The 15,045-nt window shown below is 45.4% G+C and carries 10 protein-coding genes; all 10 read left to right on the top strand.

Translation table 11 applies throughout. From position 1 onward, the window contains the following. Nucleotides 1–51 precede the first annotated feature (51 nt). Nucleotides 52–2,982, top strand: a complete 2,931-nt coding sequence (locus tag NSQ55_RS22235; RefSeq protein ID WP_339169161.1) for an insulinase family protein — start codon at nt 52–54, stop codon at nt 2,980–2,982. A 156-nt stretch (nt 2,983–3,138) separates the two neighbouring features. Beyond that, the gene (locus NSQ55_RS22230) at nt 3,139–3,570 is read left to right on the top strand and encodes a MarR family transcriptional regulator (protein WP_036683144.1); all 432 of its coding nucleotides are present in this window, start codon (nt 3,139–3,141) and stop codon (nt 3,568–3,570) included. A gap of 18 nt (nt 3,571–3,588) precedes the next feature. Then, on the top strand, nt 3,589–4,971 hold the full coding sequence (locus NSQ55_RS22225; protein ID WP_339169157.1) for an MATE family efflux transporter: 1,383 nt from the start codon (nt 3,589–3,591) through the stop codon (nt 4,969–4,971). A gap of 190 nt (nt 4,972–5,161) precedes the next feature. Further along, nucleotides 5,162–6,067, top strand: a complete 906-nt coding sequence (locus NSQ55_RS22220) for a sugar ABC transporter permease (protein WP_339169155.1) — start codon at nt 5,162–5,164, stop codon at nt 6,065–6,067. A gap of 63 nt (nt 6,068–6,130) precedes the next feature. Then, a complete protein-coding gene (locus tag NSQ55_RS22215; RefSeq protein ID WP_052097522.1) occupies nt 6,131–6,913 on the top strand; it encodes a carbohydrate ABC transporter permease in 783 nt (260 codons plus the stop codon). A gap of 140 nt (nt 6,914–7,053) precedes the next feature. Then, the gene (locus NSQ55_RS22210; protein WP_076308175.1) at nt 7,054–8,418 is read left to right on the top strand and encodes an extracellular solute-binding protein; all 1,365 of its coding nucleotides are present in this window, start codon (nt 7,054–7,056) and stop codon (nt 8,416–8,418) included. 104 nt (nt 8,419–8,522) lie between these two features. After that, nucleotides 8,523–10,322: a sensor histidine kinase gene (locus NSQ55_RS22205; RefSeq protein WP_076186923.1), complete on the top strand. Its 1,800-nt coding sequence runs from the start codon at nt 8,523–8,525 to the stop codon at nt 10,320–10,322. Further along, nucleotides 10,297–11,895 carry a helix-turn-helix domain-containing protein gene (locus tag NSQ55_RS22200; RefSeq protein WP_339169151.1) on the top strand — a complete coding sequence of 533 codons (1,599 nt, stop codon included), beginning with the start codon at nt 10,297–10,299 and terminating at the stop codon, nt 11,893–11,895. Before NSQ55_RS22205 ends, NSQ55_RS22200 begins: the two co-directional genes overlap by 26 nt. Before the next feature lie 24 nt (nt 11,896–11,919). Continuing rightward, on the top strand, nt 11,920–13,785 hold the full coding sequence (locus NSQ55_RS22195; protein ID WP_339169149.1) for a DUF2264 domain-containing protein: 1,866 nt from the start codon (nt 11,920–11,922) through the stop codon (nt 13,783–13,785). Then, nucleotides 13,775–14,890 carry a glycoside hydrolase family 88 protein gene (locus NSQ55_RS22190; RefSeq protein ID WP_339169147.1) on the top strand — a complete coding sequence of 372 codons (1,116 nt, stop codon included), beginning with the start codon at nt 13,775–13,777 and terminating at the stop codon, nt 14,888–14,890. The genes NSQ55_RS22195 and NSQ55_RS22190 overlap by 11 nt, the downstream gene beginning before the upstream one ends. Nucleotides 14,891–15,045 lie beyond the last annotated feature (155 nt).

Raw genomic sequence — 15,045 nt, 5'->3', positions numbered from 1 at the left:
ATGATAAGCTTCAGATAGAGTTATCACATCCAGTGCAGAGGAGGCAAATCTATGAGCCGCTTGATCACAGGCAATATATATTATGGATTTCAGGTCGTTAACGAGGAATTTATCCGGGAGATCGATTCCGCCGTATTCACGATGGAACATCTGAAGAGCGGCGCCAGGCTGCTTTTCGTGCAGAATCAGGATGACAACAAGGTATTCAGCGTAAGCTTCAGGACCCCGCCTGAAGATAGTACAGGGGTCTTTCATATTTTGGAGCATTCCGTATTGTGTGGTTCGGAGAAATATCCGGTGAAGGAACCTTTTGTAGAATTGCTAAAGGGTTCGATGCAGACATTCCTGAACGCATTTACGTTTGGGGATAAGACGATGTATCCGGTGGCGAGCCGGAATGAGCAGGATTTCTCCAATCTGATGGAGGTCTACCTGGATAGTGTTTTTCAGCCGAATATTTATAAGCAAAAGGAGATTTTTGAGCAAGAGGGCTGGCATTACGAGCTTCAGCAAACAGAAGCTGAGCTGATCTATAAAGGCGTGGTTTACAACGAGATGAAGGGTTCCTATTCCTCGCCGTTTACGGTACTGATGGACAGGATCAAAAAGTCGTTGTATCCAGACACGATTTACCGTCATTCTTCAGGTGGAGATCCGCAGGAGATTCCTGCGCTTACGTATGAGCAATTCCTTGTGGCGCACAGCAATTATTATCATCCGTCCAACAGTTATTTTTATCTGTACGGAGACGTCTCTATTGAAGAGAAGCTGCAATTTATAGACCAGGAATACCTTAGCCGTTATGAAAAAAACAGCTTTGATACCTCCATTCCCCTACAACAGCCTATCGGAATGACAGAGCTGGTAGCGGATTATCCGATTCTGGAAGCAGAAACGGCCGACGACAAAACTTATTTGAGTCTGAACTATGTAATTGGAACCTCTACGGATCGGGAACTGAATCTGGCTTTTGATATTTTGAAAAGCATGCTGATGGACAGCAATGCAGCTCCGCTTAAGCAAGCCCTGCTGGAAAGCGGTCTGGGTAAAGATGCCTTTGCTTTTTATTCCGACAGTATGGTTCAGCCGCTGCTTGGCATTACCCTGACACATTCGAACGCCTCCGCCAAAGATGCCTTCGTGGAGCTGGTGAAGACCACATTAAGCAGCTTGGTTAAGAACGGGCTGGATGAGAAGCTGGTGCTGGCGGCGGTCAACAGCAAGGAATTTGAGCTGCGGGAAGCGGACTTTAGCCGATATCCAAAGGGACTTACTTACAATATCGAAGTGATGAAGTCCTGGCTCTATGACGGTCAGCCGTCTACTCATATGCTTTATGAAGAGGTATTCACTACCATTCGGGAAAAGATAACGGATCGTTATTTTGAGAAGCTGATTGAGGTCTACTTACTGAACAGTGATCATTGCAGTCTGGTGGTGCTGAACCCGTCCAAGACGATTGCAGCCGACAAGGAAGCGAGCACCCAGCGTCAATTAAGTGAATACAAATCATCACAGCAACCAGACCAGCTGGAGCAGCTTGTGCAGAGTACACAGCATCTTCTGGCGCGGCAAGGTCGTGCAGATGCAGCCGAGGATTTGCAGAAGCTGCCAAGTTTATCTCTACAGGACATTAACCGCAGTGCTGAACCTCAGGTGCCATCCCATGAATATAACCTTGAGGGTCTAAAGCTGATCCACCATGACGTATCTACTCAAAAGATTGCGTACTGCAAGTTTTATTGGGATACGAGTGTTGTGGCTCCTGAGCAAATTCCTTATCTTGTGCTGCTGGCAGAGGTATTGGGCCAAATGGAGACAGCTTCTTACAGCATTGAAGAGCTCACTAGTGAAATTGGGATCAAAACCGGAGGCATTCATTTCAAAAATGAGATCTTTGGCGCTGCAAAAGATACTGGGGCCAGTTATCAGCCTAAATTCACTGCGCAGGTTAAGGTGATGGCGGGGCATATTGGCGAATCGCTGGATCTGCTGCGTGAGATGCTCTATACCAGCGCGCTCGATAACTTGACGAAGCTACAGGAAATCGTCCGGCGGGAAGCCTCACAGATGGAATCCGTCCTGAATCAAAAAGGTAATGAAATCGCGGCCAGCCGCCTGATGTCTTATTTTTCGGACATGGGAGCGTATCAGGAACAACAGGGTGGCGTGGCCTATTACCGCTTTATCCGTGAGCTTGCCGAGAAGATCGATCAGCAGGGAGCTGAGGTGGCAGACACGCTGAAGGATATCTGTACGGTTTTATTCAATAAACAGAATTTAATCATCAGCGTGACGGGTACCCCTGATTTGTATGAAGAATTCGCCGCTAATGTAGCGAAGCTGGATATTCAGGATCGGCCAGTGGTGAATAAACCTAAGATTACGGCGCAGGGGCATGCGGATAATGAAGGTTTTATGTCTTCCAGCCAGGTGCAATATGTGGTTAAAGGCTACGACTTCAACAAGCTAGGATTTACGTATTCCGGCAAAATGCAGGTGCTCAAAAAAATCATGAGCCTCACCTATCTGTGGAATGCCGTGCGCGTGAAGGGCGGAGCTTATGGCGGCAGCCTGATGCTGCGCAGAGATGGGATATTGATGTTCACTTCCTACCGTGATCCCAATTTGCAGGAGACGCTGGAGGTTTATGATCAGGCGTACCGATTCACCGAAGGATATGAAGCGGATGCCGACGAGATGACCAAAGCAATTATCGGCACCCTGTCCATGTTGGACCAGCCGCTGAGCCCAAGCGCTCAGGGACGGCGGGCGGACCGGCATTATTTTGAACAGGTGACTGGGGCCGAGCTGCAGCAGGAACGGGATGAAATCTTGTCGACCACACCGGAAGACATCAGACAGTATGCCGATTTGCTTAAGGCTGTGACGGAACAAAATTATTTCACAGTTGTCGGCAATGAATCCAAGCTGAAATCAACAAAAGTCTTATTTGGAAACCTAGAAGAACTTGTGATGTAATTCTCTCTATAAACTCCTCTTCAGTACCTGTCTACTCGACAAGTGCTGGAGAGGAGTTTTTTGTATTTAGTTAGAACCTTGACAGTTAGAGTTCTATCTATTATGATAATGATGTTACTTAGAGTTCTAACTAATCCGCAAGAGGAGGAAATAACAATGAACAAACCCGTGGTAGACACACCATTTTCTAATTTAATACGAGAGATTGGGATAAAAATAAAAGGTACAGCTGACACCAGGTTAAATGAGTTAGGTCTGAACTCACAACAAGGCCGCATGATCGGCTATATTTTTGAGAATCAAGCAGAAGGGGTTATTCAGAAGGATTTAGCGGAGGTCTTTAACAGGAAGGGGGCGAGCATTACCAGTATGCTTCAGGGGTTGGAGAAGAAAGGGTATATCCAGCGTGTCACTCCTGAAAATGATGAACGTCAAAAGAGTATTTTTGTATTGGAAAAAGGTGCTCTTTTAGTGGAAGAGTTCAATGAGATTTTCTCTGAGGTAGAAGCAAGCATTACTAAGGCGCTTAGTCCGGAAGAAACTGCAACCCTAAAGTCTTTACTTCAAAAAGTTAGTTCAAGTTTATAAACGTTCGGAGGTTCACTTATGAAAAATGAGTTCTCAAATCAATATTATTTAGAGTCGGCGCCCATGAAAAAAGCGATCGCTCATTTATCGATTCCCATGATGATTGGGATGTCTGTGGGTACTATTTATAATGTAATCAATGCTTACTTCATCGGCTTATTACACAATACCAGTATGCTGACCGCAATCACGCTGGGCCTGCCTATTTTTACCGTTTTAATGGCTTTTGGAAATGTGCTGGGGGTAGGCGGAGGAACATTTATAACTCGCTTGGCGGGGCAAAAAGAGACGGAAAAAGGGAAAAAGGTTGCCGGATATACTTTTTACGGGAGTATTGTAGTGGGGCTTCTTATCGCGCTCATCGCTTGGTTAGCTATTAATCCGATCACGCGAATGCTTGGTGCAGATGCTGCTACCTTAGACTTTACGAAGTCTTATGTGCTCACTCTTTTTGCAGGCGGATTTGCTATTGTGCTTAATTTTGCTTTGGAACAACTGGTCCGTTCGGAAGGTGCCTCGAAGGAATCGATGTATGGTATTTTTATCAGTACGGCTTTAAGTTTGATTTTTGATCCTTTATTTATTCTCGTGCTGAATTGGCATGTTGCCGGAGCTGCTTTGGCTATGGTTTTAGCAAATTTGGGCTCTGCCATTTATTATATTTACTTTTTGGAAACGAAAAGTGAGCATTTAAGAGGATTTTTGAAGCATTTCAAGATATCTGTACGAGATCAGCTTGAGGTTTATAAAATAGGTACAGCCGAGCTATTGCAAGCCAGTTTTTTAATTGTCAGCACGCTTTTGTTAAATAACTATTCCATTCAATATGGGGAGAGTGTGGTCGCCGGCTTTGGTGTGGCTTTAAGAATTGTGCAGATTCCAGAATTTTTATCGATGGGTTTATTTTTGGGATTGATTCCGCTATTTGCTTTTAACTTTGCTAGTAAAAATACGGAGAGACTTAAATCCAGCATCAAATACGCTTTTGCATATATAGGCAGAATTGCAGTTGTTTTTGTGAGTCTAGTATATGTGTTTAGAGGAACGATTCTTCATTGGTTCTCAGGCGATCCTTCTGTGTTAAGCATGGGAACTTATATTTTGGCAGCGATGCTGATCTCCGCTTTATTTAATGGATTTACCGGATTATTTATGAGCATTTTTCAAGCAACAGGGCAAGGCACACCCACTACTATTATGGCGATAAGCCAAGGTGTATTATTTATACCGATGATTATCGTATTGCATTCTATTTTTGGCCTGCATGGTGTGATTTGGTCGATGACTGTGACTGAGGTAATAACGAGTGTGATGGGTGTGGTTTTGTTTATGATTTTTCGGAAAAAGCTGAATAGTGCGGGCGTTGATGGAAAAGGTGCTGTAGAGGTTACGCCGGTATAACGCGATTGCTTTATGTAAAACTCAATATGGATTTTGTTTACTGCGGGAGCTTGGCTCGCGCTTTTTTTGCGTTGTGCAAAAGAATATAAAACTGCTGGATCGGTAAAATTCGTTCCAAAATGAACAATTCTAGTTCTTATGAAGACTGCTTACTTTTTCTACAATTATGGATAAGTAAAGGAGGAGAACTATGATACGCAAAAAAAGGTTTCATCTTAACATGGACACACGCGAAGCGATGGCGGGATATCTATTCGTTGCTCCGCTTATGCTTGGGCTGATCATCTTGACGTTGATCCCGGTGCTGGGCTCACTGCTGTTAAGCTTCACGGACTGGAACTTTGTGGCTGGGTTAGGGGGGATTAAGTTCGCGGGCGTGGATAATTTCATCAGGCTGTTTCATGATGATGCTTTTATGAAAAGCTTGCTGAACAATTTGCTCTTTATTATCACAGTACCGGTTACGATCATCGTTGCCCTGCTGCTGGCTATCCTGATTGATAAACAGGTTTTTCTGAAGGATTTGTTTAAAGTGATTTATTTCCTTCCGTACATTTCCAGTGTAGTTGCCATCGCTATGGTTTGGCAGGTTATGTTTCACCCTTCACTGGGACCCGTCAATCAATTCCTGATGTCACTGGGGTGGAACAACCCACCCAAATGGTTAGCGGATATCCATTATGCTCTGCCGTCGCTGATGTTGATTCAAGTCTGGATTCAGCTCGGTTACAACATTATTATTTTTATTGCAGGTTTACAGAGTATTCCTAAGGATCTTTATGAAGCGGCTGATATTGATGGTGCCAACGTCTGGCGCAAATTCCGCAACATCACGGTTCCCTGCATTTCGCCAACTACCTTTTTCCTGCTGGTAACAGGGGTTATCGGCTCATTTAAAATCTTTGATCTGATACAAGTATTGACCCAGGGTGGACCGGCTAACTCCACGACCGTTATCGTCTACAAGTTATATGATACAGCCTTCAATCAGCTGAAGACGGGTTACGCCTCTAGCATGGCACTCGTTCTGTTCCTTATTTGCCTGATCATTACAGCCTTGCAGATGTTGGCGCAAAAAAAATGGGTCAACTATTAAAGGCGGAAAGGAGAAATTACAGTGAAAAAAGAGCTTTTATCCAGAACCTTCTGGACCATCGCCATGGGACTGCTAGGTATCGCATTTCTTTTACCATTCCTATGGATGTTATCCACTTCCTTTAAGCTGGAGAAAGATGTGTTTAACTTTCCGATTCAATGGTTGCCACAGCAGTGGAACCTCATTGAAAATTATAAACAGGTGTGGTCGGGTGACTTTGCTCGCTATTATGGAAATTCCATTTATATTACGCTGGCTACGACTATAATTAATGTGCTGATATGCGCACTTGCTGCTTATGGGTTCTCCAAGCTGCGTTTTCCGGGCAGGGATGCGATGTTTATAGTTGTATTGGCACTTTATATGGTTCCTCCGCAGGCATCGTTGGTTCCACAGTTTCTACTGTTTAACTGGCTGAATTTGATTGACACACATTTGGGATTAATCCTGATTAACAGCTTTAGTATTATTGGAGCGTTTATGCTCAAGCAATTTTTTATGGGGGTAAACAACGAGTATCTTGAATCGGCGCGGATGGATGGAGCAGGGCATTTTCGCTCTTTTCTACAGATTGCCTTTCCGCTGATCCGTCCCGCTGTAGCTACTTATGCTATTTTGCGCTTTATTTGGACCTGGAACGACTATCAATATCCACTCATTTTTTTGAAATCCAAGGAGCTGTTCACGATTCAGCTGGGGATCCGGTTGTTCGGGGACCAATACGGGGATGTCTATTCACTCATGATGGCTGGTGCGGTATCTGCAATCCTGCCGTTGCTGATCATTTTTGCACTCGGACAGAAGCAGGTTATTGAGGGAATTGCCCTCGGAGGTGTGAAAGGATAATAAAAGTCAAAATAGTTTCTCTTCGGTAGAATATGAGAACTTTCCTCGTCAATCCTGCATGTTAGGATATTCTTGTAAGCAGTTACATAGTCACTGGTTGTTAAGCGAGTGATGCCCAACACATTTATAGGAGGGTCTAAATGAAAAAGAAATTATTATCTGCATTCATCATCACATCGATGGCGTTATCATTGGCCGCTTGCGGCGGAAATGCGAAAACCAATAATGCAGGAGCGACTAATGCACCCGATGCTGGTGGAAATTCAAAGCCTGCAGCAGAGAAGGTTACCCTGAAGCTGAGCACCTGGCAGACAGAAGCCAAAGCGAAATGGAGCACGATTATCGCGGAGTTTGAGAAGACGCATCCCGATATTCATGTGGAAGTAGATTTGCTGAATGAAAAAGGTGATTCGGTTGCCTCTATGCAGAAGCTGGATTTGATGGCGGCTGCGAGCGATCCGCTGGATATTGTCGAACTGCCTTATACCAACTATTCACAGCGTGCAGATATCGGTTTGTTGGAACCGATGGATGACTATATTCAGAAGGAAGGTTATAAGCTCGCAGATGAATATCTGGTGGACACTACGGTCAATGGCAAAATCTATGCATTACCGTCTTCCATGCAGCGCTGGTTCGTGCTCCTTAACAAAGAAATGTTAGATGAGGCGGGCCTTCCGGTTCCGACCGACTGGACATGGGCGGATTTCGAAGAGTATGCCAAGAAATTGACCAGGGGTGAGGGCGCAACGAAACGTTTTGGCGCATATCTGCATAATTGGCCGGATTATTTCCAGCTCCAGCTGATGAGCAAGTCTACGGATAATACTTTTCTAAAAGCTGATGGAACCTCCAATGCACTTGACCCGCAATTTAAGGCTAATCTGCAGATGATGAAGAAAATGATGTACGAAGATAAGAGTGCCACTCCTTATGAGGATATTATTTCGCAAAAACTAGCCTACCGGAATCAGTATTTTAACGGTTTAGCAGCGATGCTTCCGATGGGCGACTGGATGGTTGCGGAATCGGGTGGAACGGATGCCATTCCGGCAACCTTTGTTACCGCGTTTGCACCGATCCCCCGACTTGACAGTGAGAGCAAACACTACTCACCCGTACAGCCGACCTACATGGGAATAGCCGCTAAATCCAAGCATAAGGAGGCTGCCTATACCTTTGTGCGCTGGTATACCTCAGAAGGACTGGAAATCGGTGGACGCGTTTTCTCTGGCTGGGCCAAATCGGATACGAATAAATTAGTGGATACAATTGTGAGTGGTTCTAAGGATTCCTCTAAGATTGATGTGGATTCTCTGAAATATACGATGGAGAACTCGACACCTGGTGCAACGCAGGTTCCGGCTAAATATGCGGATGAAGCTAAGAACAATGTTATTCCAGAAGCGGAGATGTATCTCCTTGGCCAACAGGATCTGGATGTCACAGTTGCCAATATCGATAAAAAAATAACGGAAGTTGTTCAGAACAATAGCGGAAAGTAAGCGGAGGCTGATTGTACGCTTTTCAAAGGGGGCTTATAATGTGGGGGCAGGAAAGCATTTCTGCCTCCTGCTCCAAATTCAAACAGATGTGGGGCCTGTAATCCGTGTTTAGAAAGCATCAATCCCTCCGTAAGAAACTTGTCTGGTCATCGCTGATCTGCGTGCTGATCCCGCTTGTCTGCATTTACATGGTTACAGATTATTTGACCCGGGATCTCATTCTGGAGAAAGCGGTTGGTAGCGCAAGAGAATCTTTAAATGCAGCCAGCGCCAATATGAATGCCATATTTGAACAGACACTGGAACAGTCCAACTTTGTGCTCCAGAACAGCGAGATCAGGCAGATGATGTCTGCCGATTCAGAGTCGCTCCGTGCACCAAAGCAAATCATTCAGTATAACCGTATGTCGCGGATGCTGGATGATATGTTTGTTTTAACAGAATATTTGAAGGTGACGTTAATCGGAAAAAATGGTTTGATTTATACCAGCTATCCTTACAGTGACTTTAACCCGAAAAATTTCTACAACAAAAATTGGACATCGTTGCTGAAACAAATTCAACCCATTTCGACTTATTGGAGAGCGGAGCACGATACGTACTACAATTATTCTGATAAAGGCTCAGCTGATTGGGTAACCATTGCGAGGCCGATTCAATCGACCTCCAGCAGTACCATCGGATATTTAATTATTAATATCAATGAGCGTAAGCTCCGTCCTTATCTAAATAACGATAATGATAAAGAGATGATGCTATTGGATGACAAGGGAACTGTAGTTTCCCATGCTGACAAGGCCCGAATCGGAGAGACGATGACGTGGTTGAAAATGGATGGCGAGCTTGACACTGTGGAAATCGACGGAGAGAAGTTTTTATATGTTGATCAGGAGCTGAGCAGTAACAAATGGCGGATGGTCAGCATTATTCCGCTGAAGGCAGCCTTGTCGAAAAATAAGCAGATTTTATTTATCAGCCTGGCGGTGCAGATTCTTTTCTTTACCTTGTTTTCCGTTCTCTTAACCGTTCTAATCTCAAAGCTGACTCAGCCAATCGTAAAATTAAGCGCTTTTGTAAAGCGAATAGGTCGTGGTCAGTTGGATGAACGTTCGTTCATTCGAGGGAATAATGAGGCAGCACAGCTCGCCCGCACTATTGACCAGATGCTGGATCGGATCGAGTCTATGATTGAACAAATCACTTATGAACAGACGGGAAAAAGAAAAGCCGAACTAGAGATGCTGCAAGCGCAGATCAATCCACATTTTATGTTTAATCTGCTGAATTCGATTCGCTTAAATATCCTGATGCAAGGCGATCGGGAGAATGCTGAGTTGATTGGTTCGCTGTCGTCTTTGCTCCGGATGACCTTTAACAGAGACAATGAGTTTATCCCGCTTCGTGAGGAGACAGATACGATATCGCATTATGTCACTTTAATGAATTTCCGCCATGCCAATCAGGTCAGGCTGGAAATGAATTTAGCGGACGGTAGCGCTGAAGCACTGGTGCCTCGATTTATGATTCAACCCATGATCGAGAATGCCATCATCCATGGCTTCGAGCAGTTTGGTGGCGAGATTTTTATTGAAGCTCGTATTGTTGCAACTACGGGAAGCTTGGTTATCACCATTAAGGATAATGGGATCGGGATGTCGCCGGAAACTTTAACAAGACTTCGTGAAACCGCATACAGCAGCGAACAAATTACAGAGGAGGACAGAAAAGGGTTCTCCGGCATAGGTTTACGCAATGTGGCCCAACGCCTCAGTATGATTTATGGCGCTTCTTTTAAGCTGAATATTCAAAGTGAACCTGATGTGGGCACAGAGATTTGTCTGGAGTTTCCTCTGGATTACGGAAAGGTGGGTGTGGAGAATGCTGACGGCAATATTGGTGGATGATGACTATCCGGTTATCCGTTATTTGTCGCAGGCCGTACCTTGGAGTGAGCTCGGTATTGAACTCATCGGATGTTATTATAGCGGTCTCGAGGCTTGGGAAAAAGCACAGCAGAGTCCACCAGATCTTATTATTACCGATATTGGCATGCCCAAGATGAACGGGCTGGAGATGCTGGAGCTATTCAGAGCTGTGCAGCCCGAAATCCGTGCGATTATTCTCTCCTGCCACAACGAATTCAAATACGCCCAGCAAGCGCTGAAATTAAACGTAGGAGAATATATTTTAAAAGAATCACTGGATATTGAGCAGTTACAGCAAGCGATTAGAACCCTTGTGGCGGAAGTGGGACTGAATAGGCAGCAGCATACAGAGATGCTGGTTTATAAGCAAAAGCAGTCTCAAAATCGCGCCGCGCTGAAGGAAAAGTTTCTAAAAGATACCTTGTATCAATCCTGGGATAAGGGGGCTTGGATCGAGCAGGCCCGATCAAACGGAATTATGATCCATGCCAAAAACTATATCCCGCTGGTTATTGTAATTGATCGTCCAGAGGAAGCTTCAAGGGTGCGCCGGATGAGTGAATATACGATTTCTTTTGCGGTTGAGAATATTATGCAGGAAGTGCTTGAGGCTGATCACAGTCTGTTCATTTCGAGATACAGCCATAAGGAGATTGTCATTCTCTTTTGCAGCGACCAGCCTTCCAAAGATCACCAGGCTATCTATCACTCTATTCAAAATGCAGCCTCTGCGGTTCAAAAATATCTTAAACTGTCTGTCTCTTGCTTATTTGGCGCTGAGGCGCGCAGTCCTGAGGAAATTCGCGGAACATTGCAGCGGATGCTGAGGGAGAAAATACAGCGCTTTTATCTCCCTGCGGCGGGAATCCACCGTTTTGAAGAAGTCTGCTTTTCCGGAGAAGATATTTATGCTGAATATGGAACCTTGTACGCTGTTATCAATGATGATATTGCCTTGAACAGGAACACGGAGCTTCGCGTTCATGTAAAGGAATGGAGGGAATGGGTGGCCTCGCAAAAATTCCATCCGAATGAAGTCAAGGAATGTGTGCTTCGCTTGCTGATGGACTTGCAGATGAAGACGAAACAGCTTCTGCAATCTCCATTGCCTATAACCGAAGAAAAGCTTTTTAGCGTGGTTGGTGACATTGAAACTCTGGAGCATTTGGAACAATGGCTGGTGCAGTACTTGGAGGAATTAGCGCGGAAAATAAGTATGTTCTCCATCAAGTCTAAACGGAGTGAGGTCATCAAAGCCCAGCAGTTCGTGATTAGTCATGTGACGGAGAAAATAACGCTGGAGGACATGGCAGGCCGCCTTAACTTAAATGCCAGTTATTTCAGCCGCTTATTCAAACGGGAAACAAACCAGAACTTCATCGAATATGTAAATATGCTAAAGCTTCAGAAGGCAAAGGAGCTGCTTAACCAATCTGAAAAGACAGTGGAAGAGATCTCCGAGTATCTGGGATATGCCAACAAAAGTTATTTCATCAAGCTGTTTAAACGGGAAATGGGCATGAGGCCTAGTGAATATGCCGCTTGGCATTGAGTGTGGACAGGAGGAAACATTGCTGTGGGAATAAAGGGCACTAAAAATGAATTACAGATGTTCCTAAATGAACTATATGCTCCACTGGAGCGCAGATTTACCTCTGGTTGTGCAGGAATTAATATGGGCGCTACAGGATCGATTTACAATGAAGCTACAGCGCTTATGGAAGCTTTCGCCCGTCCTCTATGGGGCCTTGTTCCCCATGCCAGCGGTGGAGGGGAAAGTGCACTCTGGCCGATGTTTCTGGAAGGGATCATCAACGGAACAGACCCGGAGCATGAAGAATATTGGGGGCAATTTACTACCAAAGATCAGCGTATGGTAGAGCAGGCCGTGTTGGGACTGGGGCTTGCTCTTGCACCACATAAAATGTGGGAGCCGCTGAGCGACACGCAGAAAATGAATGTATATAACTGGCTAAATCAGATTAATCATGTGGATCGTTCCAATCCGAATAACTGGCTGATGTTCACGGTTCTTGTGAATGTGGGCTTCAAGAAAGTCGGATTACCTTATGATCAGAGCATAATGGATGATTATCTAGCGCAGATCGATAATTACTATCTTGGTGACGGTTGGTATTCCGATGGATTGACCGATCAGAGGGACTATTATATTGCTTTTGCTATGCATTATTATACGCTGATATACGCTAAGCTGATGGCGGATGATGATCCTCAGAGAGCTGCTGTTTATCGGGAAAGATCCGCACGATTTGCCGAGGATTTCATTTATTGGTTCGCTGAGGACGGAAGCGCACTTCCTTTTGGTCGTAGCCTGACCTATCGTTTTGCACAGGTTTCATTCTGGAGTGCGCTGGTGTATGCAGATATGGTTCCTTTTTCATATGGCGTTCTTAAAGGAATCATTATGCGCCATTTTCGTTGGTGGTTTGAACAACCTATTATGGGATTAGACGGACTGCTTAGCATCGGATATGCTTATCCGAATCTAGTCATGACAGAGAACTACAACGCCCCCGGATCTCCGTATTGGGCCTTTAAAGCTATGCTTATTCTTGCCTTGCCAGATGATCATCCTTTTTGGCAGGCGGAGGAAGAGCCGTTGCCTATTTTGAAAGAGGTACGGGCTCTCCAAGAGGCGCGAATGCTTGTGAGTCGTCCGGAAGGAAACAGGCATGTTATTGCCTATACCTCTGGCCAGATGGCTAACTTTGATATGGCCCATAGTGCAGCCAAATATTCTAAATTTGCATATTCCACTCTGTTTGGCTTTAGTGTCCCGAAAGCGGGTTACGGGTTGGTTCAAGGCGCTTACGATTCTACACTCGCACTATGCGAATGTGATGAACACTATCGGGTACGCAGATTCTGCGAGACCTGGGAAATCGGGGACAGCTATGTATATTCCCGCTGGCATCCCTGGAGTGATGTACATGTGGAGACATGGATTATTCCGGCAGGTCTATGGCATGTTCGTGTTCACAGCATTCATACTGCCCGGCGGCTGGATGTATCGGAGGGTGGATTTGCCATTGGCCAGTCAGCTGGCTTCTCGCACAGTGAACGGGAAATCATTAAGGTATCGAACACTGCTGTTTCGGTGCAGCTGCCCTGGGGAATCAGTGCCATACATAGGCTAAGCGGCTTTGATCGGGGAGAGTGCGTATATCCCGAGCCAAATACCAATCTGCTGAAGCCGCGGACACTTCTTCCGAGCTTGTGCTCCAGACTGGAACCGGGAGATCAAGTATTGATATCTGCTGTCTTCGGAGCGACGAATACTCCGGAGAACCAGGCAAGTCTTGCTTCACCACCGCTTATTCAATGGCACTCGGACGGAAGGGTTGCTGTATACGAACCTAGTAACGATACACTTTTGCATACTGTTGATTTAAGGGAAGGGAGAAACAAAGATGTGGAATAAGGCTATTGAGGATGCGATTCACAAAGTTGGGAGCAATATGGCTAACCATCCGGGCAAACTGCCTCATATCGCTGAGGGGCAACAGTACGAATGGGGAGACAACGACGACTGGATAGAGGGTTTCTATGTTGGGATGATGTGGCTTGCTTATGAATATAGTAAGGATTCATGCTATAAGGAGGCGGCAGCCTCTTGGTTAGGGGACTTCAAGCATCGTCTGGATCAGCACATCGCCCTGGACCATCATGACATTGGTTTCTTGTATACACTGACCGCAGTAGCGGAGTGGAAAATAACGGGCAGCGAAGCGGCGCGAGCTGTCGGTCTGCAAGCTGCGGACACGCTGTGCAAGCGCTGGCGTGAACCAGCAGGGATTCTTCAGGCCTGGGGACTGGAGAGTGACCCGGAGAATGCGGGACGTATCATTATTGACTGCTTGATGAATTTACCTCTATTATTCTGGGCAGCTGAGGAAACAGGAGATAAGCGCTATTATGAAATAGCGCTCGAACATGCGTTTAAGAGCCGGAAATTTCTTGTGCGTGGGGATGCCTCCTCTTACCATACTTTTTATTTTGATCCGGCTACCGGAAATGCAATTCATGGAGGAACACATCAAGGTTATGAGGACGGATCGACCTGGACACGTGGTCAAGCTTGGGGAATATACGGTTTTGCTCTGGCGTATCGCTATACGCAGAATGAGGATTTTCTTAAGACTTCTAAGAGCCTAGCGGATTATTTTATCAGCCATCTACCGGAGGATAGTGTGGCTTATTGGGATTTCGATGTGATAGTGGGAGCGGAGACCCCTCGCGACAGCTCGGCTTCGGCGATTGCCGCAGCCGGTCTTTTGGAACTGCTCGATCACCTAGGCGTAGACGATCCGGACCGGGCCATTTATGAAGTTGCTTTACACCGTAGCATGAAATCTCTAGTGGAACATTATGCGACATCTGGAAATCCGGAAGCAGAGGGACTTCTAAAGCATGGTTCTTATCATGTGAGAGGTGGACGTGTGCCTGATGGTCATATGATTTGGGGAGATTATTATTATATGGAAGCGTTGATCCGCTTGCAGACCGGCATCCGAGGCTATTGGTAGTGGGATGTTAGGGTGGGGCAAGGTTTATCCTATAGAAGAAGGAAACTGCTAAGACTAATCTCTTAGCGGTTTTTTTTGTGTGGACTATTATACAAGAGTTTTAAAACGTAGTTATTTACTTGGAATAGTATGAATAAAATCATATCACCACGCGT

The sequence above is a fragment of the Paenibacillus sp. FSL H7-0943 genome, from assembly GCF_037963265.1.
In the GTDB taxonomy this organism is placed as follows: Bacteria; Bacillota; Bacilli; order Paenibacillales; family Paenibacillaceae; genus Paenibacillus_AQ; species Paenibacillus_AQ odorifer.
The sequence above is the reverse complement of the archived record's forward strand: the minus strand, read 5'-3'. Positions and strand labels throughout refer to the sequence as shown.